General features: G+C 35.3%; 25 protein-coding genes. 9 read left to right on the top strand and 16 right to left on the bottom strand.

The genetic code is table 11. The features are described from left to right. Positions 1–38: 38 nt before the first annotated feature. From Q0Q99_RS12900 to Q0Q99_RS08505, 5 genes are all read right to left on the bottom strand, one after another. Entirely contained in the window at positions 39–236 is a 198-nt protein-coding gene (locus Q0Q99_RS12900; RefSeq protein WP_367175015.1) for a hypothetical protein, read from the bottom strand. Positions 237–252: 16 nt separating this feature from the next. Next, positions 253–870 (bottom strand): alpha/beta hydrolase, encoded by a 618-nt coding sequence (locus tag Q0Q99_RS08520; RefSeq protein WP_367175014.1) that lies wholly within the window; start codon positions 868–870, stop codon positions 253–255. 147 nt (positions 871–1,017) lie between these two features. Next, on the bottom strand, positions 1,018–1,299 hold the full coding sequence (locus tag Q0Q99_RS08515) for a hypothetical protein (protein ID WP_293894300.1): 282 nt from the start codon (positions 1,297–1,299) through the stop codon (positions 1,018–1,020). 11 nt (positions 1,300–1,310) lie between these two features. Beyond that, on the bottom strand, positions 1,311–2,114 hold the full coding sequence (locus Q0Q99_RS08510) for a DUF6662 family protein (protein ID WP_293894298.1): 804 nt from the start codon (positions 2,112–2,114) through the stop codon (positions 1,311–1,313). Positions 2,115–2,336: 222 nt separating this feature from the next. Next, complete coding sequence (locus Q0Q99_RS08505) at positions 2,337–2,810, bottom strand: DUF6265 family protein (protein WP_293894296.1); 474 nt, start codon at positions 2,808–2,810, stop codon at positions 2,337–2,339. A gap of 108 nt (positions 2,811–2,918) precedes the next feature. Here Q0Q99_RS08505 and prfA point away from each other — a divergent pair, with 108 nt between their 5' ends. Further along, a complete protein-coding gene (prfA, locus tag Q0Q99_RS08500; RefSeq protein ID WP_293894293.1) occupies positions 2,919–3,992 on the top strand; it encodes a peptide chain release factor 1 in 1,074 nt (357 codons plus the stop codon). 54 nt (positions 3,993–4,046) lie between these two features. Here the strand turns inward: prfA and Q0Q99_RS08495 are convergent, their stop codons facing one another. The 5 genes from Q0Q99_RS08495 to Q0Q99_RS08475 all read right to left on the bottom strand — a co-directional run bounded on the left by Q0Q99_RS08495 (position 4,047) and on the right by Q0Q99_RS08475 (position 7,932). Beyond that, the gene (locus Q0Q99_RS08495) at positions 4,047–4,604 is read right to left on the bottom strand and encodes a hypothetical protein (protein WP_293894290.1); all 558 of its coding nucleotides are present in this window, start codon (positions 4,602–4,604) and stop codon (positions 4,047–4,049) included. Between the two features lie 512 nt (positions 4,605–5,116). Continuing rightward, entirely contained in the window at positions 5,117–5,896 is a 780-nt protein-coding gene (locus Q0Q99_RS08490; protein WP_293894287.1) for an ATP-binding protein, read from the bottom strand. A gap of 44 nt (positions 5,897–5,940) precedes the next feature. Further along, on the bottom strand, positions 5,941–6,909 hold the full coding sequence (locus tag Q0Q99_RS08485) for a CHASE3 domain-containing protein (RefSeq protein WP_293894284.1): 969 nt from the start codon (positions 6,907–6,909) through the stop codon (positions 5,941–5,943). A gap of 12 nt (positions 6,910–6,921) precedes the next feature. Beyond that, entirely contained in the window at positions 6,922–7,368 is a 447-nt protein-coding gene (locus Q0Q99_RS08480; protein ID WP_293894281.1) for a response regulator, read from the bottom strand. A 6-nt stretch (positions 7,369–7,374) separates the two neighbouring features. Then, positions 7,375–7,932 carry an AraC family transcriptional regulator gene (locus tag Q0Q99_RS08475; RefSeq protein ID WP_293894278.1) on the bottom strand — a complete coding sequence of 186 codons (558 nt, stop codon included), beginning with the start codon at positions 7,930–7,932 and terminating at the stop codon, positions 7,375–7,377. 248 nt (positions 7,933–8,180) lie between these two features. Here Q0Q99_RS08475 and pyrF point away from each other — a divergent pair, with 248 nt between their 5' ends. Further along, on the top strand, positions 8,181–9,005 hold the full coding sequence (pyrF, locus tag Q0Q99_RS08470) for an orotidine-5'-phosphate decarboxylase (RefSeq protein WP_293894276.1): 825 nt from the start codon (positions 8,181–8,183) through the stop codon (positions 9,003–9,005). A 245-nt stretch (positions 9,006–9,250) separates the two neighbouring features. On the opposite strand, the gene Q0Q99_RS08465 is transcribed toward pyrF, so the two are convergent. Together Q0Q99_RS08465 and purU are read right to left on the bottom strand one after the other, a co-directional pair. Then, the gene (locus Q0Q99_RS08465; RefSeq protein WP_293894274.1) at positions 9,251–9,958 is read right to left on the bottom strand and encodes a DUF4197 domain-containing protein; all 708 of its coding nucleotides are present in this window, start codon (positions 9,956–9,958) and stop codon (positions 9,251–9,253) included. Positions 9,959–10,008: 50 nt separating this feature from the next. Then, complete coding sequence (gene purU, locus Q0Q99_RS08460; RefSeq protein WP_293894271.1) at positions 10,009–10,863, bottom strand: formyltetrahydrofolate deformylase; 855 nt, start codon at positions 10,861–10,863, stop codon at positions 10,009–10,011. A gap of 153 nt (positions 10,864–11,016) precedes the next feature. Between purU and Q0Q99_RS08455 the strand changes: the two genes are divergently transcribed. Further along, positions 11,017–14,442 carry a methylmalonyl-CoA mutase family protein gene (locus Q0Q99_RS08455; protein ID WP_293894269.1) on the top strand — a complete coding sequence of 1,142 codons (3,426 nt, stop codon included), beginning with the start codon at positions 11,017–11,019 and terminating at the stop codon, positions 14,440–14,442. A gap of 89 nt (positions 14,443–14,531) precedes the next feature. Here the strand turns inward: Q0Q99_RS08455 and Q0Q99_RS08450 are convergent, their stop codons facing one another. Continuing rightward, positions 14,532–14,675, bottom strand: a complete 144-nt coding sequence (locus Q0Q99_RS08450) for a hypothetical protein (protein WP_293894267.1) — start codon at positions 14,673–14,675, stop codon at positions 14,532–14,534. Positions 14,676–14,798: 123 nt separating this feature from the next. Here Q0Q99_RS08450 and Q0Q99_RS08445 point away from each other — a divergent pair, with 123 nt between their 5' ends. Beyond that, positions 14,799–15,290 carry a hypothetical protein gene (locus Q0Q99_RS08445; protein ID WP_293894264.1) on the top strand — a complete coding sequence of 164 codons (492 nt, stop codon included), beginning with the start codon at positions 14,799–14,801 and terminating at the stop codon, positions 15,288–15,290. A gap of 211 nt (positions 15,291–15,501) precedes the next feature. Then, positions 15,502–16,527: a serine hydrolase gene (locus Q0Q99_RS08440; protein ID WP_293894261.1), complete on the top strand. Its 1,026-nt coding sequence runs from the start codon at positions 15,502–15,504 to the stop codon at positions 16,525–16,527. A 44-nt stretch (positions 16,528–16,571) separates the two neighbouring features. Here Q0Q99_RS08440 and Q0Q99_RS08435 read toward each other — a convergent pair whose 3' ends face one another. Together Q0Q99_RS08435 and Q0Q99_RS08430 are read right to left on the bottom strand one after the other, a co-directional pair. Next, positions 16,572–17,831 carry a pyridoxal phosphate-dependent aminotransferase family protein gene (locus Q0Q99_RS08435; RefSeq protein WP_293894259.1) on the bottom strand — a complete coding sequence of 420 codons (1,260 nt, stop codon included), beginning with the start codon at positions 17,829–17,831 and terminating at the stop codon, positions 16,572–16,574. A gap of 106 nt (positions 17,832–17,937) precedes the next feature. Continuing rightward, a complete protein-coding gene (locus Q0Q99_RS08430) occupies positions 17,938–20,322 on the bottom strand; it encodes a hybrid sensor histidine kinase/response regulator (RefSeq protein WP_293894256.1) in 2,385 nt (794 codons plus the stop codon). A gap of 160 nt (positions 20,323–20,482) precedes the next feature. On the opposite strand from Q0Q99_RS08430, the gene Q0Q99_RS08425 reads away from it, so the two are divergent. From Q0Q99_RS08425 to Q0Q99_RS08415, 3 genes are all read left to right on the top strand, one after another. Next, positions 20,483–21,052, top strand: coding sequence for a non-canonical purine NTP diphosphatase (locus tag Q0Q99_RS08425; RefSeq protein ID WP_293894253.1), 570 nt, complete (start codon positions 20,483–20,485; stop codon positions 21,050–21,052). A 142-nt stretch (positions 21,053–21,194) separates the two neighbouring features. Beyond that, entirely contained in the window at positions 21,195–23,165 is a 1,971-nt protein-coding gene (locus tag Q0Q99_RS08420) for a DEAD/DEAH box helicase (protein WP_293894250.1), read from the top strand. Between the two features lie 202 nt (positions 23,166–23,367). After that, entirely contained in the window at positions 23,368–24,135 is a 768-nt protein-coding gene (locus tag Q0Q99_RS08415) for a carboxypeptidase-like regulatory domain-containing protein (protein ID WP_293894247.1), read from the top strand. A gap of 51 nt (positions 24,136–24,186) precedes the next feature. Here Q0Q99_RS08415 and Q0Q99_RS08410 read toward each other — a convergent pair whose 3' ends face one another. Continuing rightward, positions 24,187–24,840: an RNA methyltransferase gene (locus Q0Q99_RS08410; protein WP_293894244.1), complete on the bottom strand. Its 654-nt coding sequence runs from the start codon at positions 24,838–24,840 to the stop codon at positions 24,187–24,189. A 153-nt stretch (positions 24,841–24,993) separates the two neighbouring features. Between Q0Q99_RS08410 and Q0Q99_RS08405 the strand changes: the two genes are divergently transcribed. Further along, a partial coding sequence (locus Q0Q99_RS08405; protein ID WP_293894241.1) for an alkaline phosphatase family protein occupies positions 24,994–25,970 on the top strand: 977 nt, incomplete at its 3' end.

The raw sequence follows: 25,970 nt of genomic DNA, 5'->3' as shown, positions 1-25,970 counted from the left end.
ACAGAAAAAAATAAAAACCCGTTGATTTATACGGGTTTTTATTTGTTCTTTTTCATAAAATCTATAATCTCATCGTATCTCTTACTCCACGGAAAAATATATTGCAAAACCATTGGAATGTGCTTCTTATTCAGGACAATACGTTTTACAGTGGGCTGAAACTTATGTAATTCGTCGAGAAATCGCTCGTTAGACACTTTTATGCTTTCGTATGTTTTACTCCCGGTATAAATCATAATGGGTGGCGCGTTTTTATCTAAGAAATAAATGGGAGATGCTTCTCGCCATTTTTCGGGATTCTGAGTCCAGGTAGTTGTATAATTGGCATAGCTGGATAGGCGGATAATCTTCAAGATAATGTTTCATATCCAAGCCCGCAGCATCGTTAAGAATAACTCCTTTTATTATGGACTTATCTTTTAAATATTTGGGATTCGTAGCTACTAAAGCTACCAAATGACCACCGGCTGAATGTCCGGTTAAAAATATTTCATTTGGGTTTCCCTTGTACTTACCAATGTTCAATTTTGTCCACTCTACAGCTTTCGCAACTTGATTTGCCATATCATTATAATTTGCAGCAGGACTTAACGTATAGCCAACGATAACCGTGGTAATTCCTTTTTTTGCAAAATTCCGACCAAAAAAACCGTACAATTTTTTATCTCCTGAATTCCAATTTCCTCCATGCACAAACAACAAAACCTGATTATTTGTAAATTTTGAATTTCTTGGAGTGAAAACATTAAGAGTTGGTTGTTCCTTATCTTGATTTTCGGGACCTAAATAGGAAACATTTCCATATTTTTTGGTCGCGCAACCTGTAATTAAATATAAGCACAGAAAGACTAAACCTAATTGAATTTTCATATCAAATTTTTGATAAATTACGATTTTATGCAACAGGCAAGTTTTAATTTTTTGTTAAAATAAGTATCAAAAACTGACTTTTTTAAAATCCATAAAAATGCCCCAAATAGTCTTTTCTTTTTGGGGCAATTAAATCAAGTAATACTATTATTTTGGAGCGTTGACCAAATAATCGTAAACCAATTTCTTTTGGTTCTCGGTGATTTTGGCTCTGGCCTGCATTTCATCAAGATTGTGCTTCCAGGTTACAGCATTATATTGGTTTGGTATATACAATTGGTGGCAACTGCCGCAATTGTTTACATACAATTCACGACCTTGTTTGAGGTTTTCTGCCGATATAAAGTTTACACTTTCAGTTGGCACATACAATTTTGATGAACAGCTAACTAGGAAAAAGCAAAAAGATAAAATACCAAATTTTTTCATGATGCAAAATATTAAAAAGCAAAGGAAACAATTACACGCGTTTCAAATTTTGTCCATTCGTCAATATTAACACCGCTCATACCTTCAGGATTATGTAATCCCGCAATTTGTGGAAGCGCTGTTAGGTTTATCCAAAAATTGTTCGCATTGTAAGATAGTATAGGTCCACCAAATAAAGCGGATATTGTCGCTTTGTTTTCTTTGAAATAGATATTTCGGTTAATGATTTCGGCTCCAACATTCCAGTTTTTGTTGATGTTGTAAGCAAAAGCATAGTTCACATCATATTTGTATTCAGTTTCGGTAGCTACTTTCCCTTCAATGGTTGTAGTTTGCCATTCCGGTTCAAAAATCAAATTCGCAGCATGTAGCGTTATCCCGATTTTCTTGTCAAAAATGGCTTTCAACTCAATCTCCAATTCGTCGGTAGCAACAGTTATTTCACCATATCCTGCAAACCCAATTTTATCGGCTACAGGATCAGAAAACTTATATTTCCATTCATTTGAAACCGAAATTTCTGTTGGTTCCATTACAATTTCTCCGGTAACATCATCAAAACCTGCTTTTTGTTTTGAATTCATATAGAACGCAACCTGTAAATTAGAACCTAAACCTACTTCATACTCCACACGATTTTTGATTTCTCTATAATAATTTTCTTTTCCCGTAAGGAGCGTGGTCCAAACTTCTATTTCTTTTTGACCTTTGTTCAAAACATTCGATTGATACGTATAAGTAAATACTCGGTCCTGAGCATTACTATTCAGTGCAGATAATATTAAAAAACTTGCGATTATAAAAATCTTTTTCATTGTATATATATTAAATAATTAAGGTTAAAATTCCATTTGGTAGACGTTGTTTATTTAGAATTGTTAAAAATAACGATGCAAATATAAATACGAGATTTGAATTAAAAAAGTTTATTTAGATTAAATATAAATAAAGTTTTTATCTGTTTGATTTACTATAATTTACAAACGAAAAAACCTCATTGTTAATGAGGTTTGAATGTAATCTCGGTCGTTAAATGTCTATTTTTTTGTCATTGGATAGCTTTCTTGAGTTAGTTTCCCTTGTTGTTTTCCAGATATGGTTGCAATCAGACGGTCACTCGCAATTTTTTTGTATACAATTTTTTGCGGGTATTCGTGAGCCGGATTTTCAAAAGTAAATGTGTTATTAGTATCAGAAGTTAATTTAAAAGTAACGTCTTTATCGTCATTTTGACCAACAACTGTGGCAATATAATTCAATTCTTCAGCTTTTTGTACAAGTTGTATGCTTTCAAAATGAACAGTGTCTTTCGTTATAAAGTAACTGTTTCCGCTGAATGTGCTGTCATTTTGCTTAATCCATGTTTCTTTTAATATGCCGTCAGGAAGTTTTTGTTCCCATTCGCCAATAAGCCAGTTCATCTTTTCAAGTTTGTCAAATTTATTTTCATCAGCATTTTTTTTACAGGAAACTAATAAAATTAAGGATAGAATGTAAATTGGTTTTTTCATATTCGTCATTTTTTATTTAACTATACAATACTATTAAAAATCTGCCAGCTTAACACAGTAAACTGAACCCTTTTTTTGTATTTTTGCACTCCAATAAAAAGAATAATAATGTTAGAAAGACTTCAATATGTAAAACAACGTTTCGACGAGATTTCGGATTTGATTATTCAACCGGATATTATTGCCGATCAAAAACGTTATGTGCAATTAAATCAGGAATATAAAGGTTTAAAAGCGTTAATGGAAAAGCGTGAGGAACTGATTAATGTTACGGCAAATATATCTGAAGCAAATGAAATTATTTCTGATGGCTCTGACGCGGAAATGGTAGAAATGGCTAAGATGCAATTAGACGAAGCCAAAGAACGTTTGCCGGAATTAGAAGAAGAAATCAAATTCATGCTGATTCCAAAAGATCCTGAAGATGCCAAGAATGTAATGGTTGAAATCCGTGCCGGAACTGGTGGTGACGAAGCTTCAATTTTTGCAGGAGATTTATACAGAATGTACACTAAATATTGTGAAGCCCGAGGCTGGAGAACTTCTACAGTTGATATGAATGAAGGAACTTCTGGTGGTTTTAAAGAGGTTATTTTTGAAGTAACAGGCGAAGATGTTTATGGAACATTGAAGTTTGAAGCAGGCGTTCATCGTGTGCAACGTGTACCACAAACAGAAACGCAGGGGAGGGTTCATACCTCTGCAGCAACGGTTATGGTTTTACCCGAAGCGGAAGAATTTGACGTTCAGATTGATATGAATGATGTTCGAGTAGATTTTTTCTGTTCGTCTGGTCCGGGTGGACAATCCGTAAATACCACTAAATCTGCTGTGCGTTTGACACATATTCCGACTGGTTTGGTAGCACAGTGCCAGGATCAAAAATCGCAACATAAAAATAAGGATAAAGCATTAACGGTTTTACGCTCTAGATTATACGAACAAGAATTAGCAAAAAAAGAAGCAGAAGATGCTGTAAAGCGTACTTCCCAGGTAAGTTCAGGTGACCGGTCGGCTAAAATCAGAACCTACAATTATGCTCAGGGTCGGGTAACCGATCACCGAATAGGGTTGGATGTCTTTGATATGGATGGCGTTATGAACGGAAAAATTCAAAAATTTGTTGACGAACTTCAATTGGTTAATAATATGGAAAAGCTAAAGGAAAGTGAAGTTTTCTAAATAAAAAAGAGCTAACGAAAGTTAGCTCTTTTCTTTTGCTTACGTACCAGAAATTTATAATCTAAATCCGTACGCAAGTCTCAAAGCAATCATTCCCAATCCTTTTCCTGTTGTTCCATCATCGTTAAGTTTTGGAAAATCAGTATAGTGTTCATATCGTAAACTAGCATCAAAATATTCTGTTGCATAGCCAATTCCCGGACTAAGGAGTAATGAAGTTTCATCATAGCCATTAGTAACCCCAAATGCGCCACCTACTTCAGCTAATAAATAAAGTTTGTCTTTTAGGACGAAAGCTTTAAATCCACCTTTAACCGGAATATATCCTAAATCATTGTTATCCCCATTGATGAAGAAATTATTAAAACCTGTGGTAAATGTTAGCGAATACCTGGTTGATAAATCATACTGCAATCTTACATCGGCGCCGAGATTCCATTTATATGGTTCCGCATTTAAAGGCACGCCGGCGCTTAAACCAAAGCCAAGGCGGAAGCCCTGATCATAATTTTTGGTTTCTTTTCCGGTTTCCTGCGCTACAATTGTAGCAGAACCTGACAGACATAAAACAACTAAAGCTAATTTTACTGAGTTTCTTAAGGTAATTTTCATGGTGTTTAATTTAAAATTAATTATTGGTGTATTAGCTACACTTTTTCTTCTTTATAGTTTTAAGGAATAGAACGACACTAGCTATTATGAAAATCACATAAATAAGTGCTATAAGTGAAACATAGATGATTGAGCCAGTATTGTAAAAGAAAAACCCTAGTGACCATAGTAACAACAATGCTGCAGTTACGCTGTATATTATATTTTGCATATTTTTTTTTGATTTTAGGATATACTGAAATTCCTCTGAATGTTACTTAATGTATTTTTCAATCATTTATGAGTAGAATTTGAAAGTGCCACTTCTGCGGATGGATTTAGCTTTCAAAAAGCGTTGAAGTTAAGATGGGAAGTTCTACACTGATTATCAAATTTTATTGTACGGGACAAAGTTGCATGGATTAACGCAGCTTATTGTTATAACTTTTTTCAGAATAGTTATATTTTTTCCAGTTTATGAAATGGATTAAAAAAACAAAATCCCATGGTAACGTAGGATAAGGAAAAAAAATTTAATTACTGTCTTCCGGGAGATAAATGGTGAAGGTTGCACCAATATTTGGCTTTCCTTTTGAGAGGATAAAACCCTTATGATTTTCTACAATTTTTTTGCATATGGCTAGGCCAATTCCTGTACCTACATATTCATTCTTATTGTGAAGCCTATTGAACAGGACGAATATTTTTTCAGCATATTCTTGTTCAAAACCAATTCCCTTGTCTGTAAAAGTGATTTTGTAGAACTTTTCTTTAGTATTTTTCGGAATCAATTCGTCTTCAGCTGCAATTACTTTTTTGCAGGAAATTCTAATTGTGGGAACGCTGTCTGACTTGCTGTATTTTAGTGAATTACTGATAAGGTTAACAAATAATTGCTGTATTTGAAATGGTATTACAGTTATTTTGGGCAATTTATCACTTTGAATAACAGCATTTTTTTCCTCGATGATTTGCCATAAGTCCGTTTTGGAATTCTCTAATAAGTCATTCAGGTCAGTAATTTCAAAGACTTTTTCAGTTTTAGTAGTTCTTGAATATTGTAATAAGTCATCAATGAGAATGCGCATACGGTCAACAGAATTATTAATTCGTAGCATAAACTCTTTTCCGCTATCGGATAAATTATCATACTCCTTATCAGACAATCGGGAAACAAAGGTTTGAATTTTCCGCAACGGCTCCTGTAAGTCGTGACTTGCAACATAATTAAAAGCTATTAGTTCTTTATTACTGGCTTCCAATTCTATATTTTGTTGCTCTAACGACAATGATGCCAATACTTCTTCGGTCACATCGCTATTTGTACCAATTAATGTTTCTTCTCCTAATTTATTTGTTACAATTCGAGCAGTAGTCCTAAAATACCTGACTTTTTTATCTTTTCTAATGATTCTATATGTAAAGGGGCCATATTTCCGTTTTCTACCATTGTAGATGTGGCATCGCGAAAAGCGGAAAGATCTTCCTTGTGAATATATTTCATGAAGTTTTCCTGGCTTGCAACAAAAGCTTTTGGTTCAAAACCAAGTAGTCGGTAACTGTTATCTGAAAAGGTATATTCTTTGGTATCCACATTTAATTCCCAGTTACCAAAACTACCCACAATTTCGGCTAGATTATTTGATTCGTTCAACACAGCCAAACGATTGTTTGAAATTTGCAGTTTTTCAAGGTCTTTAGTAATTCTGATATAGGAAATAGAGATTAATAAAAGTGTAATCAGAAGCGTTACATATACAAAAACAGGAGTAACTTCTATAGTATCCTTATAATTCAGTTCTCTTCCTTTTAATATTTTTTTTTCTAAAAGAATCATCTTATTTATTTGCTTTCGAACGCTATCCATGGTTTGTTTTCCAATGGTTAGTTTTTCCATCAGCACTTTATCTGTCAATGGTTTATCTAAGGATAAATGTAAAGTAGCCGAAAGATAATTTTGTCTTTTGCTGATGTAAAATTGCAGTTTTCTGAGATTGTCTGCCTGAACGGGATCATTATGGATATAGGTTTTTACCAAAGCAAAGGAATGGTCAATTTTTTGTTTAGAGCCTATATAAGGCTCTAAAAAAGTAGAATCTTTGGTTATCAAAAAACCCCGTTGCCCTGTTTCCGAATCTTTTAAATAAGAAAATAATCGTTCCAGTTCTAAATTGATATCATAAGAATGATTAACGCCGTTAGAGAAACTGTTAACCAAACTGATGTGCCTATACGTAACAGCAGAAATAAAGAAAATCGCAAATATAGAAACTACAAAAATACTTTTGAGAAAGATTGAGGATTTATAAAATCTCTTTAACTTCATAACTTCAAGGGGCTATAATCGCAGTAAAAAATTATCTCTGTTTAATCCCGATGTATAATATTGCCAGTTTATAGTTACCACGTCTGATAACACTTTTTTCAGCGTAGCAAAATCGCTTGGTTTTTTAATATAAATGTTAGCACCCTGAACAAAAGTTTCCTCGATATGTTCCTCTGAAGATGAAGTAGAAAATATAGCAATAGCAATTTCCCGGAAACGCTCATTTGCCTTTATTTCATAGAGACATTCAATTCCGTTTTTCTTTGGCATATTTAAATCAAGAAATAAAACATTGGGCAAAACAGCATCCGGAGAATTTAAATAATCCATCAATTCTACGCCGTCATTAAACGTATTGACTTTAGTATTTATCTTTAATTCTTCAAATGCATCTGTAAAAAGCACTCTATCGTCTTCATCATCATCAGCCAAAATAATATGTATATAATCTTTGTCCATGAAGTTTTATTTTTTATTAGCGATTTCTCTTCTTTTTACTATTATTCTCTGAAAAGTAGAAGGCGTGATTCCAGTTACATTTTTAAATTGTGTGCTCAAATGGGCCACACTGGAATAATTAAGTTGAAAGGCAATCTCAGTTAGACTCAAATCACTACTTACAATTAATTGCTTGGCGTATTCTATTTTTTGTAAAATAATGTAATTCTCGATTGAAGTATAAGTTACATCGGAAAATAAATTTGAAAGATAACCATAGCTGTGGCTTAATTTATCCGCGAGATAGACCGAACTTTTGACATTAATTAGTTCAGGACTGTGAATCATCTCAATGATGGTATCTTTTATTTTTTGAACCAAAACACTTTTTTGGTTTTCAATGATTTCAATACCATATTCTTTAAGTTCTTCGGTTAATTTTGAGAAAACAGAAATATCGATTTTTTCCAATACATCAACCTCGCCAAAACCTAATATTCGATACTTGATATTATGTTTGATAAGCTTTTCTTCCAATACTTTTCGACAAACAACGTTAAAGTCAAATTTAATAAAGATTTTCATAAATATGATTTCGGGTTAATGACTGTAAATGTACTAAAATAATCCTATCAAAAAAGCCGTAATTTAATACGGCTTTTTTCTTTCTAACCCCAACTTTTATTATTAGCAAAATGATAGTAGGTTGCGTATCAATTATGCTTTACAAAAGTATTTGAGGCTGACTGGAATTGCTTACATAATTTTGACATAATCTTATAAAGTTTTCACTTTTAGTTTTCAATTTGTAACTTTGCCCACACAAAACAGAAATGACAACACAACACCTCATTCAGCAAATCAAGCAGAAAAAATCGTTTCTCTGTATTGGCCTAGATGTAGACTTGACTAAAATACCAAAACATTTACTGAAAGCAGAAGATTCAATTTTTGATTTCAACAAATCCATAATTGATGCAACGCATGATTTGTGTGTTTCCTACAAGCCTAATATGGCTTTTTATGAAGCCGAGGGATTGAAAGGTTGGCAATCGCTTCAAAAAACCATAGATTATCTCAACGCCACTTATCCTGAAATTTTTACTATTGCTGATGCGAAACGAGGTGATATTGGAAACACTTCCGCTATGTACGCTAAAGCATTTTTGACGGATTTAAATTTTGACAGTATTACCGTTTCACCATACATGGGGAAAGATTCTATTGAGCCTTTTTTAGCTTTTGAGAACAAGCATGCCATAATGCTTGCATTGACTTCCAACGAAGGAGCATTTGATTTTCAGACAAAAAAAACAAACGAAACAGAGTTGTTCAAAGTGATTCTAGAGACTTCCAAAACCTGGGTAAACTCTCAAAACTTAATGTATGTTGTTGGCGCAACAAAAGCGGAATATTTTAAAGAAATTCGGGAAATAGTTCCAAATAGTTTTCTGCTCGTTCCAGGCCTAGGCGCTCAGGGAGGAAGCCTTCAAGAGATTTGTAAATATGGATTGAATCAGAACATTGGCTTGTTGATTAATTCCTCCAGAGGAATTATTTATGCTTCAAGGGAAAAAGATTTTGCTGAAAGAGCTAGGGCAGAAGCTTTGAAAATACAAGAGGAAATGGCTGAAATTATAGTATCTCTTTTAAAATAGGAGGTTTTATACATCAGGTCAAAACAGTTTTTTGGATTACTCAAAAGAAGTCACACACTATTTTTGCATAAAAAAAATGCCAGCACTTTTAAAATGCTGGCACTCATAAACTAACTAACCCTAACCAAAATAATAAAAAACCAAATTTATTACATTACAAATATACGCCGCCTCTTTAGCTTTTACTGTTAAGGTTATGTTATACTTATGTTATTGATTTCTAAAAAATTAACTTACAGTTTAACTTACTTTTTGTCTTGCATCGCAAATACTCTTTGCAATAGTGTTGACGTTCTCGAACTGATATTTGTTCTGATGTTTTTTTCTTCTACAGCAATCATCTTGAAAACACCTTCTAACGCTTTATTGGTAGTATAATCCGTTAAATCCGGGTTTACTTTTTTAACAAATGGAATGTTGTTGTATTTGGTAATGATGTTCGTCCAAACTTTGTCGGCGCCCACTTTTGCAAATGAATTTTTAATCACCGGATTAAATTTATCATACAAAGGAGAAGTCGTAGTAGTCTGTAGATACATAGTCGCACTACTTTCATTACCCATTAAAATATTCTTTGCATCAGTAAAAGTCATTTGCCTTACTGCATTCACAAAAATTGGGGTTGCCTCCTTGGTGGCATCTTCAGCCGCCCGATTCAGCATTTTTATTCCATCATCGGCAAGTGAGCTCAATCCTATTGTTCGCAATGCTTTATCTACTTTTTGCAATTCTTCGGGCAGTAAAATTTTAACGGCTTGGTTTTTATAAAACCCATCAACCGAAGTCAGCTTAGATACTTGTTTGGAGATTCCGTTATTCAGCGCTTCTTTTAATCCGCCAGCAATATCGAGACCGGAGGTTGTATCAATTCCGGGAAATTGATTAGCGACTTGTTGTAGTTCAGCACAGCTTAAAAGTGTGAACATTAAAATAATAGAGAGGAATGTTTTCATAATGTTAAATTTTTTTCAACCTATTTACAATAATAAAGCCAAAAAATTAACTAAGCAAAAACAACGGTTTTATTGTTGTAAACCATAGTTTTTCGTTGAGCATGTAATTTTATGGCTCTTGCCAAAACCATCCGTTCCAAATCCTTTCCTTTCATAATAAAGTCTTCGATGGAATGACTATGTGTGACACGGGTAATATCTTGTTCAATGATTGGGCCTTCATCCAATTCATTAGTGACATAATGGCTGGTTGCACCAATAATTTTCACACCTCGGTTGAAAGCCGAATGATAAGGTTTTGCGCCGGGAAAAGCAGGCAAAAATGAATGATGGATATTAATAATCTTGTTTTTGTAAAGTTCAATCAAATTTGGAGTAATGATTTGCATATAACGCGCCAGAACAATGAAATCAATTTGGTATTTTTCCAAAATAGCTATTTGAGTTTTTTCTCCTGTTTCCTTACTGTCTCCAGTAAATGGAATATAATGAAACGGAATGGAAAATCGTTCAGCAACAACACTTAAATCATTGTGGTTGCTTATTATCAAAGGTATTTCTACATGCAGTTCTCCGGTGCTGTATCTTGAAAGAATATCATAAAGGCAATGGTCATATTTAGAAACAAAAATCGCCATCCTAGGTTTTCTTTCCTGAAGTTGAACAGACCATGACATGGAAAAAGGGCTGGCTAAGTTTTTTTGGAAATTATCTTTGATATCATCCAAATTAAAATGCTCGTTGTCAAATTCGCATTCCAACCGCATAAAAAACACATCCTGATCGCCGTCAACATGTTGGTCAAGATAAATGATATTCCCTCCAATTGAAGCAATGTAATTCGTCACTGCAGCAATAATTCCTTTTTGGTCACGACAATGAATAAGTATGGTAATTCGGTTCATTTTGCTTTCTGGAATTGAAGGTTTCTGGATTCCAAATCTAAACTTATTTTGCTTTGGTATTTAAAAAAACTAATTTTTATGTTTTGTACTAATTAATAGTCCATTTTTTGAAAAATCCGTAAATTGCCGCTCTAAAATTATCATATCCTTTAAATGGAACCACAAATCCCGTATATCCCTAAAAATAAAGTCCGAATTGTAACCGCAGCTTCTCTTTTTGATGGTCACGATGCTGCCATCAATATTATGCGAAGAATTATTCAGGCAACTGGTGTCGAAGTGATTCATTTAGGGCATGATAGGAGCGTGGAAGAAGTTGTGAACACAGCCATACAGGAAGATGCCAATGCCATTGCTATGACTTCATATCAGGGTGGACACAATGAGTATTTCAAATACATGCACGATTTATTAAAGGAAAAAGGAGCAGGACACATCAAGATTTTTGGAGGCGGAGGCGGTGTAATCCTCCCGGAAGAAATTGCTAAATTGCAGGCTTACGGAATTACCAGGATTTATGCTCCCGATGATGGACGTGCGATGGGATTACAAGGCATGATTAACGATTTGGTGAAACAATCCGATTATCCAATCGGAGATGAATTGAATGGTGAATTAAAACATATCGAAGATAAAAATCCAACAGCGATTGCCCGTCTGATTTCTGCCGCAGAAAATTTCCCTGAAATTGCCAAGCCTGTTTTTGATGATATTCATTCAATGAATAAAAATTCTAAAATTCCGGTTTTGGGAATTACAGGAACAGGTGGTGCGGGAAAATCTTCTTTGGTTGATGAATTGGTTAGAAGATTTCTAATCGATTTTCCTGAGAAAACTATCGGTTTGATTTCAGTTGATCCATCCAAACGAAAAACAGGTGGCGCTTTGCTTGGTGACAGGATTCGAATGAATGCCATCAACAATCCTCGGGTTTATATGCGTTCTCTGGCTACGCGTCAGTCTAATTTGGCGTTGTCGAAATATGTTGCCGAAGCGATTCAGGTTTTGAAAGCCGCTAAATACGATATTATTATTCTGGAAACTTCAGGAATAGGGCAGTCTGATACCGAAATCATGGATCATTCAGATGTTTCATTATATGTAATGACACCTGAATTTGGCGCGGCAACCCAGCTGGAAAAAATTGACATGCTTGATTTTGCCGATTTGGTAGCCATCAATAAGTTTGATAAACGCGGCGCTTTGGACGCTATTCGCGATGTGAAGAAACAATACCAGCGCAATCACAATCTTTGGGACGCAAACCCTGATGAAATGCCCGTTGTTGGAACAATAGCTTCCCAATTTAATGATCCGGGAATGAATACGCTTTACAAAAAAGTGATGGACAAGATTGTAGAAAAAACGGGCGCCGATTTAAAATCTACCTTCCGAATTACACGCGAAATGAGCGAGAAGATTTATGTTATTCCGCCACACCGAACAAGATATTTATCTGAAATTGCTGAGAACAATCGCAAGTATGACGAAACGGTTCTGTCACAGGTTGAAGTAGCGCAAAAATTATACGGAATCTATAAAACCATTGAAAGTGTTTCTAAAAAACCAGCACAAATTGATAAAGCTGGTGTTGACGCTAACTCTTTAAACAACAATGATAGCAACAAAGATTTCCTAAACTTATTAGTTAAAGAATTTGACCGGGTAAAAATGAATCTTGATCCATTCAATTGGGAAATAATCCTAACCTGGAATGACAAGGTAAACAAATATAAAAACCCGGTTTACAGCTTTAAAGTACGTGACAAGGAAATCAAAATTCAGACCCATACCGAAAGCTTATCGCATTCACAAATTCCAAAAGTTGCCTTACCGAAATACCAGGCTTGGGGCGATATTTTAAAATGGAACTTACAGGAAAATGTTCCCGGAGAATTTCCATTCGCATCCGGATTATATCCGTTCAAGCGTGAAGGTGAAGATCCATCACGAATGTTTGCCGGAGAAGGCGGGCCCGAACGTACCAATAAACGTTTCCATTATGTAAGTGCAGGTTTGCCCGCAAAAAGGCTTTCGACAGCTTTTGACAGCGTGACATTATACGGAAACGACCCCGATTTACGTCCGGATATTTACGGTAAAATTGGGAATGCCGGAGTTTCAATCTGCTGTTTAGATGATGCCAAGAAATTATATTCTGGTTTCGATTTGTGCCATCCATTGACTTCAGTTTCGATGACGATTAACGGTCCGGCGCCAATGTTATTAGGCTTTTTTATGAATGCCGCCATCGATCAAAACTGCGAAAAATACATCGTTGAGAATAATCTTCAGGTAGAAGTTGAAGAAAGAATCAACGAAATCTATAAAGAAAAAGGATTGCCAAGACCAAAATACAATGGTGATTTACCACAAGGAAATAATGGTCTGGGACTTATGCTGCTCGGCGTTACAGGCGACCAAGTATTGCCAATGGAAGTATATCAGGATATAAAAGTGAAGACGTTGTCACAAGTTCGTGGTACCGTTCAGGCAGATATTCTTAAAGAAGACCAAGCGCAGAACACTTGCATTTTCTCTACCGAATTTGCACTTAGGTTAATGGGTGACGTTCAGGAATATTTTATCCAAAACAATGTGCGGAACTTCTATTCGGTTTCTATTTCGGGTTATCATATTGCCGAAGCAGGCGCTAATCCTATAACGCAATTGGCGTTTACGTTATCGAATGGTTTCACTTACGTGGAATACTATCTGAGCCGTGGTATGGACATCAATGATTTTGGGCCAAACTTATCCTTTTTCTTCTCTAACGGAATTGATGCTGAATATGCCGTGATTGGAAGGGTTGCGCGTAAGATTTGGGCGAAAGCCATGAAAAATAAATACGGCGCCAATGAAAGAGCACAGATGCTTAAATATCATATTCAAACTTCAGGTCGTTCATTACACGCACAGGAAATCGATTTCAATGATATCCGTACGACCTTACAGGCTTTGTATGCAATATATGATAACTGTAATTCCTTACATACTAATGCCTACGACGAAGCAATCACAACTCCAACAGAGGAAAGCGTGCGTCGGGCCATGGCAATTCAGTTGATTATCAATAAAGAATTGGGCTTAGCCAAAAACGAAAACCCAATACAAGGTTCTTTTATCATTGAAGAACTAACCGATTTGGTAGAAAATGCCGTGTTGCTGGAATTTGACAGAATCACAGAACGTGGCGGCGTGCTTGGTGCCATGGAAACTATGTACCAAAGAAGCAAAATACAGGAAGAAAGTTTATACTATGAAACTTTAAAACATACAGGAGAATTTCCAATCATCGGAGTGAATACTTTCCTAAGCTCCAAAGGTTCACCAACCGTTTTACCGGCCGAAGTTATCCGTGCTACCGAAGAAGAAAAGCAAGTACAGATACAAACCTTGGATAATTTGCACAAAACCTATCACGACAAGGAAGACGAGCAAATTGTGGCTCTACAAAATGCGGCCATCAACAACGAAAACATTTTTGAGGTATTGATGAATGCCACTAAATATTGTTCCTTAGGGCAGATAACTGCTGGGTTATTTGAAGTAGGAGGACAATATAGAAGGAATATGTAAGAGTAACGCTGTTCAATTGTACTTAAGCCTTGTGTAACAATAGTTATGCCTTGTGTAACGATATTTATACCATGGGGATAAGTAGTTGACTAGGAGTTTTTATTGTCATTAAACTTCTTCACAATTGCTTTCAGCTGTTCAGCACGAACCGCCTTCTTAGCTTTCTCCTTATCCTGCGCTTTGTGAAGCTTGTCGTTGTGCGTTTTTATATTTTTGGCATTGTTCCTTCCCATGACACAAAAGTAAAGTTTATATTTTGTCATCATCTATCGTCTGTTCTTTAAAAATTTAAAACTTTGGCACAGTTAATGAGGAGCTTGGGCGAAATATTAAAAATCATTAAAAAAACAACTTCAATGAAAAAGATTTCTCTAATTTTAGCTTTTATCGGGATGATAATGCTACAAAGTTGCAGCCACGACAATACTGATAATGATACTATCAGTGAAGTATTTGAATATACTAATGTCAACTTCTTACCAAGTGATTACAGCGTTGTGCTAACTTATCCCCATTCAATCAGTTCCTCTAACATGGTTTTAGTCTATCGATTATCAGGCTCTTTTCAGGGAGAAGATATTTGGAAACTGTTACCCGAAACCTACTATTTCGATGACGGAACTTTAGATTTACGTTACGATTATGATTTCACCCGTTTTGACTCCGAATTGCATTTAGAAGGGTTTGATTTAGCTGGCGTTAGCGACGCTTACAAAGCTAATCAGATATTTAGGGTGGTGGTTATACCAGGTTATCTAAATAAAAGTAACACGGTAAATTTTGAAGATTATAAAGCCGTTGTAAGAGCATATAATATCGTTGAAAATAAAATTATTAAAGTGCAATAGTGCTTTCGGAATTGAATAAAAAAGCGGATATATGTCCGCTTTTTTTTATTGGTGGTTTACTCATTTTACTTTTCACATAATTTCAAAATCTTAGCCTCTGTTAATCATAAGGTTGTGTTAAATGAGAAAATATATCAAAAATTGCGACTAATTTTATGATTTCTTTAAAAAAGATTAGTTAATTTTGCGACATATTTAATATATCCATAAAATGATTTCATTCAGGAATAAAAATTTTTCACTACTTCACATCATCATTTTTTCATTACTGATAGCTGTTCTAACATTCAGTGTAACCAGTATTTGGAAGGAAAGACAATATAAGGAACAATCCATTTTGGCAGCCAGTTCTTATTCATGCAATTACGATGTAAAAAGAATGAATGGTTACAAATTTATAAAACCTTTAATGTTTGTGGATGAAGAATGTGAATCAGCACCATTGGCGGGTATTAAGCAAAAAATGGCAGCAATCATTGATAGGTATAAAACCACGGGGGATCTTACCACTGCTTCAGTTTATTTGAGAGAATATGCTCATAATGAATGGACCTCCGTTAATGATGGTGATAAGTTTGACCCCGGCTCATTATTTAAAGTACCGGTACTAATAGCAATTTTGCGACAAGATGAAATTAATCCCGGTTTTTTGAATAAATCAATCGTGTACGACCAAAGGGTTGATGCAGGAAAAAATGTGGCTTTTGCATCAAAAACAATACAATTTGGTCAATCCTATACCGTGAAAGAATTACTTTCTTATATGATAAAGTATTCAGATAATAATGCTACTATATTGTTAGAAAAGAATTTGGAACCTAAAATTCTCCAAAAACTTTTTTCTGATGTTGGTTTAGAGGTACCAAATATGTATGCTTCACAATATTTGTTTACTACTAGAGAGTATTCCTATTTTATGAGAGCGATATACAATGCGGCTTATTTATCTATTGAGCATTCAGAGTATGCCGGAGAATTATTGAGTCAATCCAACTTCAAAGAAGGTATTCTTAAAGGATTGCCTCCGGGTACTAAAGTGGCTCACAAATTTGGGGAATCCGGAAATCAGAATGATAAACAGCTCCATGAATCGGCCATCGTTTATCTTGCCAACAAACCTTATTTGTTGACAGTCATGACCAAAGGAAAAGATAACAAAAAACTCTCTCAATTTATCGGAGAAATATCTCAAACAGTTTACACTGATATGCTTAATGAGGCCAATGCGGAAATGTAATTTTTTACATTTTGAGGTCGTCAATCAACAAAATCTTTCTAACCTTACGAAACGTCAACAGTAGTAGCGTCCGCAATTTTTTTGTATGTGCCGTTTACTAATTTCTCATAGATAGCATCAAAAGCAGAAAGCGTTTCTTCAATATCAGTCAAGGTGTGGGAGGCTGTCGGAATCATTCTTAACAGGATAATCCCTTTAGGAATTACCGGATACACCACGATTGATAAGAAGATGTGATAGTTTTCTCTTAAGTCATTAACCATTACCATTGCTTCTGGAATAGAACCTTCTAAATAAACTGGGGTTACGCAAGTGTTAGTATCTCCAATGTTGAATCCGTGTGTTTTTAATCCATTTTGTAAAGCGTTTACGTTTTCCCAAAGTTTGTCCTTCAACCCTGGATTGTCTCTCAGGAGTTGTAATCTTTTTAAAGCCCCAACAGTTTGAATCATTGGTAAAGCTTTGGCAAACATTTGTGAACGCAAATTGTACTTTAAATAATCAATAATAGCTGCATCAGCAGCAAGGAATGCACCAATACTTGCCATAGATTTAGCAAACGTTGAGAAGTACACATCAATTCCATCCTGACAATTTTGTTCTTCTCCCGCACCGGCACCGGTTTTTCCCAATGTTCCAAAACCGTGAGCATCATCAACTAAAAGTCGGAAATTGTATTTCTTTTTCAGTTCCACAATTTCTTTCAGCTTTCCTTGTTGGCCTCGCATTCCGAAAACACCTTCAGTAATGAATAAAATTCCGCCACCAGTTTCCAAAGCCATTTTAGTCGCACGTTGAAGATTTTTCTCCATGCTTTCTAAATCGTTGTGCTTATAGGTAAAACGTTTGCCCATATGAAGTCGAACACCATCAATGATACAAGCGTGAGCATCAACATCGTAAACAATAATATCGTTTTTTGTAACTAATGCATCAATGCAAGACATGATTCCCTGGTAACCAAAGTTTAACAAGTATGCTGATTCTTTCATTACAAAAGCTGCTAATTCGTTTTCTAATTGCTCATGAGCATCAGTGTGCCCAGACATCATTCGGGCTCCCATTGGATAAGCAGCACCATATTTTGCAGCAGCGTCAGTATCGGCCTGACGAACTTCAGGATGATTGGCTAAACCTAAATAATCATTGATTGACCAGTTTAAAATCTCTTTTCCGTGGAAAGTCATTCTTGGTCCAAGTTCTCCTTCAAGTTTTGGAAAAACATAATACCCTTCGGCTTGAGATGCCCATTTTCCCAACGGACCTTTATTGTTTTGTATTCTTTCGAATAAATCTTTTACCATAATCACTTTGTGTTTAATCGTGGCAAAAGTAATTATAAATTTAGTTTACTCCTAATCATTATATTCAGAAAATGTAAACCTTAAATTGTGGTAAAGATTAAGAAACTTAGGTCACCAATAGTTTAATGAGTTCAAATAAAGTATCCTTATCTACTGGTTTAGATAAATATTTGTTCATTCCAATCTCAATTACTCTTGTTTTGGTACTTTCCATAACATCTGCTGTCAAGGCAATAATCGGAATTGATTTTTTGTCTTCACCTGCTTCGCCATTACGAATGGCAATCGTAGCTTCATAACCATCCATAATCGGCATTTGTAAATCCATTAATATGATATCGTAATGATTCTCCATAAGTTTTTGCACACCTTCTTGTCCGTTGTTAGCAAAATCAACCGTGGTATTGAGCCATTTTTTGGTTATCATTTTAATCACCATCTGGTTCATAGCATTATCCTCAACAACTAAAATAGATTTTCCATTTAAATCGTAGTCATTAGTTGCACCGTTTGTTTCAATTTCTTTTTTGACTTCAATATTTTTATAAGTCAAATCGATAGTAACCACAGTACCTAAGCCAGTAGTGCTATCTACTTTAATTTTACCATTTTGCAGATTTACCAAATGTTTTACGATATAAAGTCCAAGTCCCAAACCACCAAATTTTCGTTTGTTGGTAATGCTATCCTGCGAAAACGAATCGAAAACACTATTTATTTTTTCTTTAGAAATCCCAACTCCCGTATCACTTACCAAAAATGTGACTTTAACTTTATTGTCTTTCTCTTTTTTGGCATCCAATTTAAATTTGACAAAACCTTCATTTGTAAATTTGAGCGCATTACTTAATATATTTTGCAGAATTTGACTCAATCGGGCAATATCACCATTTACCATTTGAGGCAAATCTTCACCTTTTATGAAAGTAAATTCCAAACCTTTATCTTTAGCTTCACTAATGAAATTATTGGCCATATGCTCTACAGTTTTTACCAGATCAAAGTCGGCCAACTCCAATTTTATCTCGGTTTTTTCAATTTTAGAAAAGTCCAGAATATCATTAACCGAATTCAATAAACTATAGGTCGAATACTTAATGATTTGGCTGCCGTTTTGTATTTGTTCATCTTTGGAATCATTAGCTATTGATTTGGCTGTATTCAAAATAGCGTTTAGCGGAGTTCGTAATTCATGACTTATATTGGATAAAAAATAGGACTTCAATTCGTTCATTTCTCCCGATTTTTGAAGCGCTATCGTTTGCAATAACTCACGTTCGTCTTTTAGGTTTCGGATTAAATTCGCCATGGAAAGTGAAAGGAAAATCACTTCCATTCCCGTTCCCAGTTTGGAACCATTTTCAGTTAAAAAAGTGAGTGGTAGAACTCCAAAGTTTTTCAGGATAAAAATCACAAAACCTGAAATAAGGAAAAAGATACCTATAGAAAAGAAACGATCAATTTTTTGGGTTCTGATATAAATGATGATTTGGGAGGAAATAATTAACATTAGTAACACTAATCCCATTCCATTTGCAATTGGATACGAATACTGCAATGCTTTCGGACTAATAAACAAGGACAGGAATAGAATCAAATCCAAGCAATACATAACATAAAAAGCATTATTTATAAGACGGCTGTATTGGCTTATCTTTAAATATACTTGAGCATAACGACCAAGGAAGAAATTGGCAAAACAGGCAAATATAATTACAGCATGTAAAGAAAACCAACCCGACTGTGGTGTAACAAATTTATAAAAATAGCCATCAATGGAAAACTGCAACAATCCTATAAAAACAACATACATGCTATAAAAAAAGAACGTCTTATCGCGCATCGCCAGGAAAAAGAACAAATACAAAATAGACGCTATAAGTAAGATTCCATAGAAAAATCCAAATATAAACTGCTCAAAAGAACTTTCCTCCAACAGACTTTCAGTTGAGTGAAGTACCATTGGCATTGAAAGTTGCTCTCCGTCACTTTTTACGTGTAAATAAAAATGCTGAGATTCCCCGGGCATTAAATTTATCTTGAATATGGTTTTTCGGAGCTTAAAACTTCTTTGGTCATATGGAATGGCATCTCCGCTAATGTATTTAATAACTTGTTTGTTTTCTTTTATAACATATAATTCGGCTAGATCTGTAATCGGTCTTGCCGTTTCAAAAAAATAATTAAGTTCTTCATCCGTAGTATTCTTTAACTGAAAGCGTACCCAAATATTATGATTTGTAAAACCAAAATCCATATTTCCCTTTTTCATTGGCAAAAAATGGAATGCTTTGATATTCTTAATTTGATTGAAGGTTATGTCAACTTGACCAACATCAACATATTCAGATTGGCTCTCAATAGCTATCAGTTCGGATTGTTTGCCTTTTTGCAAAAGAAATTGTGAAGTCGCATTTTGACCTAGTAATAGAAAGATGCCAATAAGGCAAAGCAAACTATTACATGCTTTGCTTGTGGTATTTGATAGCATGTTGGTTTCGTTATATTTTGGATAAACCAATTTACGAATAAATTTGGCGTTTAGTTTTCAACAATAATATGAAAAAGAGGAACACACGATAAATTTTATCTGTTAATAAATCAAAATACTATATTTTAAAATAACTTTGTCATCCTAATACTTCATTTCAATGCAACTCGTCTTCGCTTCAAGCAATCAAAATAAAATCAAGGAAATTCAATTGTTGCTTCCACAATCCATCCAAATTCTAAGCTTACAAGACATTGGTTGTTTTGAAGAAATTCCGGAAACAGCGGAAACAATTGAAGGTAACGCAATACTCAAAGCCAATTATGTTTCAGAAACCTTTGGTTACAATTGCTTTGCCGATGATACCGGTCTGGAAGTAGAAGTTTTGAACGGCGCACCCGGCGTACATTCTGCCCGTTATGCCGGTGAACAAAAAGACGCCAACAACAATATGGATAAACTGCTATTAAATTTAATGGATGAATCCAATCGTTCAGCTCAATTCAAAACCGTGATTGCTTTAAATCTTAACGGAAAACAAACGCTTTTTACAGGTGTAATCAAAGGCAAAATCATAAAAGAAAAAATTGGTACTCATGGTTTTGGTTACGATCCAATATTTATTGCCGAAGGTTATGACAAAACCTTTGCTGAATTGTCGATAGAAGAGAAATCAAAAATTAGCCATCGTGGTTTGGCTGTGAAGCAATTAGTCGATTTTTTGAAATAATACACTACCTCAATCTCGCTTCTGGCATCTTTCTTCGTTTTTCATTAAAACGCAAAATCATAACTTATTAATTTTCAGAACATAACAAATTAGTTTTTATGGCATTTTAAAAGTATCTTTGCACCAAATTTTAAAATACAATATGAATAAATTTGAACAATTAGGTCTGAATGAATCGTTACTGCTGGCGATCAAAGATCTAGGATTTGAGAATCCGTCAGAAGTGCAAGAAAAAGCGATTCCGGTACTATTGGAACAAAACACAGACTTAGTCGCATTAGCACAAACAGGAACAGGGAAAACGGCAGCTTTTGGTTTTCCGCTAATTCAAAAAATTGATGCTGAAGACAGAAGTACGCAAGCGTTAATTTTATCCCCAACGCGTGAGCTTTGCTTACAAATCACCAACGAGATTAAACAATACTCAAAATATGTAAAAGGTTTACATACAGTGGCAGTTTATGGTGGTGCAAGCATTACAGAACAAGCCAGAGAGATTAAGCGCGGAGCACAAATCATTGTGGCAACTCCGGGTAGAATGCAGGACATGATTAATCGTGGTCTTGTAAACATTAAAAATATCAATTTCTGTATTCTTGACGAAGCAGATGAGATGTTAAACATGGGGTTTTATGAAGATATCGTTTCGATATTATCTGATACTCCTGACGAAAAAAACACTTGGTTGTTTTCAGCAACAATGCCTGCAGAAGTAGCTAGAATTGCTAAGAAATTCATGAATGATCCTGCGGAAGTTACCGTTGGAAGTAAAAACTCAGGTACGGCTACCGTTTCACACGAGTTTTACTGTGTGAATGCGCGTGATCGTTATGAAGCGTTGAAAAGACTGGCGGATGCTAATCCGGATATCTTCTCTGTAGTTTTCTGTAGAACCAAACGTGATACACAGGCAGTAGCCGAAAAGTTAATAGAAGACGGTTACAACGCAGCAGCTTTGCACGGCGATTTATCGCAAGCGCAACGTGATGGTGTAATGAAATCTTTCCGTGGCCGTCAAATCCAAATGCTTGTTGCAACTGATGTTGCTGCTCGTGGAATCGACGTAGATAATATTACTCACGTAGTAAACTATCAGTTACCGGACGAAATTGAAACCTATACTCACCGGTCAGGCCGTACAGGTCGTGCGGGTAAATTGGGAACTTCTATCGTAATCATCACTAAAAGTGAATTGCGTAAGATTAATTCAATCGAAAGAATCATCCAACAAAAATTTCAGGAGAAAACAATTCCAAGCGGAATCGAAATCTGTGAAATCCAATTATTGCACTTAGCAAATAAAATTAAAGATACCGAAGTTGACCACGAAATAGATAGTTACTTACCGGCTATCAACGAAGTTCTTGACGGTTTATCCAAAGAAGAGTTAATAAAGAAAATGGTTTCGGTTGAATTTAACCGTTTCATTAATTATTATAAAAAGAAACGCGATTTATCCGGTGAAGGTGGCGATAGAAGCGAAAGAAGTTCAGAGCCAAGAGAAATCAGAGCCGGAGATCCTGTTCGTTATTTTGTAAACATTGGTTCGAGAGACGATTTTGATTGGATGCAGTTGAAAGATTTCTTGAAAGATACGCTTGATTTAGGTCGGGATGATGTATTCAAAGTTGATGTAAAAGAAGGTTTCTCTTTCTTTAACACTGACGGAGAACATACTGAAAAAGTAATGTCAGTCCTTAACGGATTTGATATGAATGGAAGAAGAATCAACGTTGAAATCTCTAAAAACGATGGCGGAAGCCGTGAAAGACGTGACCATAACGGAAGAAGTGGTGGCGGTGAACGCAGAAGCTCAGGCGGTTTTGGAGGAAGAAGTTCAGGTGGCAGCGGAAGTTTCGGACCAAGAAAAGAAGGCGGTTTCAGAAGCGACAAAAGCTCAGCACCAAGAGAAGGTGGTTTCAGAAGCGAAAGAAGTTCTTCAGAAAGACCAAGAAGAGAAGGTGGTTTCAATCGCGATAGTGCTGCTCCGAAACGGGAACCAGGTGCTGCCCAAAGAGAAGGCAGCGCACCAAGACGTTCCGAAAGCTCAAGTGATAAGCCTGCAGGTCGCTCGTTTGAAGCTGCTAAAAGCAGAAGGCCGAGAAAAAGCTAAAGCTTTTAAAGTTTAAAAATAATTCCAATTATTTGGAATATCACTAACTCCGATTTGTTTGCAAGTCGGAGTTTTTTAATTTAATGAATAAAGTTTTTCTCAGTTTGGAATTTCACTCTTTTGTTAATTTTGTTCTAATTCTGATACCAAACTTTATTATATCATAAAAGAGTTTCATACTTTTAAACCGTCAAAACCAGCTATGAGATATTTTACAGTTTTACTTCTCTTTATATTTTCCCTGAGTGCTTCCGCACAAGTCAATCCGATATCTCAAAAAGTTACAGGAACAATCATCAACGACAATACGCTGATGCCAATTTCCAATGTAAACGTTATTAACGTCAACAAAGTAAAAGGAATTACTACAGATGGAAAAGGATACTTTGAATTGGAAGCAACTGTCAATGATACCCTGCACATTACATTAGTTGGTTATCAATCGTTGAGGGTAAGAGTTACTAATGACTGGGTAAAAAATGGTGCCGCCAAATTAATGCTTACCGAAAAAGCAATTGCCTTGGAAGAAGTAATAGTAAGGAAATACGATTTAACAGGCTATCTCGAAATAGATTCCAGACTTATTCCAGACAGGGAAAACTATCGTTACAGTATTTCGGGTTTGACACAAGGATATGAAACAGGAGATACATCGCCCGGAGCTTTTACAAGAGTCTTAGGTTCTATTTTTAATCCGGCGGATATGTTGTATAATTTCTTTGGAAAGAAAACCAACGAGCTCAAAAAGCTAAAACAGATGAAAAAAGATGATACGGTTAGAAATCTTTTAGAATCTAAGTTTGACAGAGAAACTCTTGGAGTACTGCTCGGCATTAATAAAAAAGAAATAGCCGAAATCCTTACCCGTTGCAGTTATTCCGAAGAGTTTATCAAAACTGCAAACGATTTACAAATCATGGACGCTATTAGCGAATGCTATGAGCAATATAAGGTGTTAAAGAAGAAATAGTTCTCTGTTTTCTGTCTTGTTATGTAACGACTGACAACTGTTAACCGACAACTACTTAGAATAATACCGCTCTTCAATCCGCTTAATATCCTTAATGGTATTCTTTGCCCAAAGCAAGCGCTTTTCAAGAATTTCTTCTTCTGATAATTGCCACACAACATTAGATTGACGCAATCGGGTAGTAATGTCCTGAATGATAATCGCTGCCGAAACAGAGATATTGAGGCTTTCCGTAAAACCCACCATAGGAATTTTAATATAGCCATCCGCCTGATCAATGACATCTTGTGATAATCCTTCTTTTTCAGTTCCGAAATAAATAGCACTTGGTTTTGAAATATCAAAGTCGCTAAGCATACAGGAATTGTTATGTGGCGTGGTGGCTATAATTTGATAACCTTTTGACCGCATGGATTTTATAGATGAGTCTACCGTTTCAAAAGTGTTGATGTCAACCCATTTCTGAGCGCCCATGGCAATCTCTTTATCGATACTCTTACCAAAACGCTGTTCAATAATATTCAATTGCTGAATACCAAAAACCTCGCAGCTGCGCATAACTGCACTTGTATTGTGCATCTGAAAAACATCTTCTACAACAATTGTGAAATGGTTCGTTCTATTTGCCAATACTTTTTCAAAACGCTCTTTGCGATTCTCAGTTAAGAATCCTTCGAGATATTTTAGGTAATCTAAGTCGGTCATGAGTTGTGCTTTTAACAAAAATAGTATTATTATTTTATTTTAGTTAAAAGAAGTCTACTACAACAAACAGTTTGGTAAGAAATAAATAATATACTTGACATTAACATGATTGTACTAAAGAAATCAATACTTTTGATTTCTAATATTAACAAAATGAAAAAAATAAATCGTTTTATCCTGCTTAGCATAATGTTATTGACAGCAATAACAAGTTTTTCACAAGTACCATCATTCTCGCATATTGTGATAGTCATTGGTGAAAATACTGCTTCAACAGCTGTTTTTGGAAGTTCAAATGCGCCTTATATAAATGCTCTTGCCGCACAAGGAGCAAAATTCACAAATTCATTCGCTTTGTCACATCCAAGCCAACCAAACTATTTGCAGTTTTATTCGGGCGGAAACCAAGGTATTACTAATGATAATGCCATTGGAACAAAATTTACTACAGCCAATTTGGGCAGCGAATTAATAACATCTGGAAAAACATATAAAACTTACTCCGATGGCTTACCGTCTGTTGGTTATGACGGAGCTACAAGTAGCAACTATGTCAGAAAACATAATCCTGCCGCTAATTGGATGGGAACTGGAAGTAATCAAATACCAACAACAACAAACCAGCCATTTACTGCATTTCCAACCAATTTTAACAATCTTCCAAGTGTATGCTTTGTAATACCAGATATGTGCCACGATGGACATAATAGTTGCGCGCCTATAAGCAACACGGTCTTGCAATATGATACTTGGGTTAGTCAAAATTTAGATGCTTATAAACAATGGTGTATCAATAATAATTCGTTGCTAATCGTGACCTATGATGAAGATGATTTCACACCTACTAACAGAATAGCCACTGTATTTTATGGTGCCAATGTAGCAGTTGGAACTTATTCGCAAACAATTAACCACTATAATGTTTTAAGAACTATTGAGGATGCGAACAGTTTAACAACCCATGCCGGATCAGCTGCTACGGCAACTACAATTGATTATTGTTGGATAGCGCTGGGTCTTGGTTTGAATGCCAAAAATGAAATAGAAATATTTCCAAATCCCGTCGTTGGTGATTTCTTGAATTTATTTGAATCTCAGAATGTAGGTTCCGAAAATAATCAACCTTATAC

It is taken from the genome of Flavobacterium sp., from assembly GCF_025352425.1.
Lineage (GTDB): Bacteria > Bacteroidota > Bacteroidia > Flavobacteriales > Flavobacteriaceae > Flavobacterium.
This window is presented reverse-complemented; position numbering and strand designations above follow the sequence as displayed.

What these genes read in the sequence shown, in the direction of transcription:
- Q0Q99_RS08430 (WP_293894256.1), bottom strand. Translation starts at nt 20,322, where the DNA reads ATGCTATCAAATACCACAAGCAAAGCATGTAATAGTTTGCTTTGCCTT.
- Q0Q99_RS08505 (WP_293894296.1), bottom strand. Translation starts at nt 2,810, where the DNA reads ATGAAAAAACCAATTTACATTCTATCCTTAATTTTATTAGTTTCCTGT.
- Q0Q99_RS08465 (WP_293894274.1), bottom strand. Translation starts at nt 9,958, where the DNA reads ATGAAAACATTCCTCTCTATTATTTTAATGTTCACACTTTTAAGCTGT.
- Q0Q99_RS08450 (WP_293894267.1), bottom strand. Translation starts at nt 14,675, where the DNA reads ATGGGAAGGAACAATGCCAAAAATATAAAAACGCACAACGACAAGCTT.
- Q0Q99_RS08425 (WP_293894253.1), top strand. Translation starts at nt 20,483, where the DNA reads ATGCAACTCGTCTTCGCTTCAAGCAATCAAAATAAAATCAAGGAAATT.
- Q0Q99_RS12900 (WP_367175015.1), bottom strand. Translation starts at nt 236, where the DNA reads ATGATTTATACCGGGAGTAAAACATACGAAAGCATAAAAGTGTCTAAC.
- Q0Q99_RS08495 (WP_293894290.1), bottom strand. Translation starts at nt 4,604, where the DNA reads ATGAAAATTACCTTAAGAAACTCAGTAAAATTAGCTTTAGTTGTTTTA.
- pyrF (WP_293894276.1), top strand. Translation starts at nt 8,181, where the DNA reads ATGACAACACAACACCTCATTCAGCAAATCAAGCAGAAAAAATCGTTT.
- Q0Q99_RS08475 (WP_293894278.1), bottom strand. Translation starts at nt 7,932, where the DNA reads ATGAAAATCTTTATTAAATTTGACTTTAACGTTGTTTGTCGAAAAGTA.
- purU (WP_293894271.1), bottom strand. Translation starts at nt 10,863, where the DNA reads ATGAACCGAATTACCATACTTATTCATTGTCGTGACCAAAAAGGAATT.
- Q0Q99_RS08515 (WP_293894300.1), bottom strand. Translation starts at nt 1,299, where the DNA reads ATGAAAAAATTTGGTATTTTATCTTTTTGCTTTTTCCTAGTTAGCTGT.
- Q0Q99_RS08455 (WP_293894269.1), top strand. Translation starts at nt 11,017, where the DNA reads ATGGAACCACAAATCCCGTATATCCCTAAAAATAAAGTCCGAATTGTA.
- Q0Q99_RS08435 (WP_293894259.1), bottom strand. Translation starts at nt 17,831, where the DNA reads ATGGTAAAAGATTTATTCGAAAGAATACAAAACAATAAAGGTCCGTTG.
- Q0Q99_RS08520 (WP_367175014.1), bottom strand. Translation starts at nt 870, where the DNA reads ATGAAAATTCAATTAGGTTTAGTCTTTCTGTGCTTATATTTAATTACA.
- Q0Q99_RS08445 (WP_293894264.1), top strand. Translation starts at nt 14,799, where the DNA reads ATGAAAAAGATTTCTCTAATTTTAGCTTTTATCGGGATGATAATGCTA.
- Q0Q99_RS08510 (WP_293894298.1), bottom strand. Translation starts at nt 2,114, where the DNA reads ATGAAAAAGATTTTTATAATCGCAAGTTTTTTAATATTATCTGCACTG.
- Q0Q99_RS08440 (WP_293894261.1), top strand. Translation starts at nt 15,502, where the DNA reads ATGATTTCATTCAGGAATAAAAATTTTTCACTACTTCACATCATCATT.
- Q0Q99_RS08420 (WP_293894250.1), top strand. Translation starts at nt 21,195, where the DNA reads ATGAATAAATTTGAACAATTAGGTCTGAATGAATCGTTACTGCTGGCG.
- Q0Q99_RS08410 (WP_293894244.1), bottom strand. Translation starts at nt 24,840, where the DNA reads ATGACCGACTTAGATTACCTAAAATATCTCGAAGGATTCTTAACTGAG.
- Q0Q99_RS08480 (WP_293894281.1), bottom strand. Translation starts at nt 7,368, where the DNA reads ATGGACAAAGATTATATACATATTATTTTGGCTGATGATGATGAAGAC.
- prfA (WP_293894293.1), top strand. Translation starts at nt 2,919, where the DNA reads ATGTTAGAAAGACTTCAATATGTAAAACAACGTTTCGACGAGATTTCG.
- Q0Q99_RS08485 (WP_293894284.1), bottom strand. Translation starts at nt 6,909, where the DNA reads ATGAAGTTAAAGAGATTTTATAAATCCTCAATCTTTCTCAAAAGTATT.
- Q0Q99_RS08415 (WP_293894247.1), top strand. Translation starts at nt 23,368, where the DNA reads ATGAGATATTTTACAGTTTTACTTCTCTTTATATTTTCCCTGAGTGCT.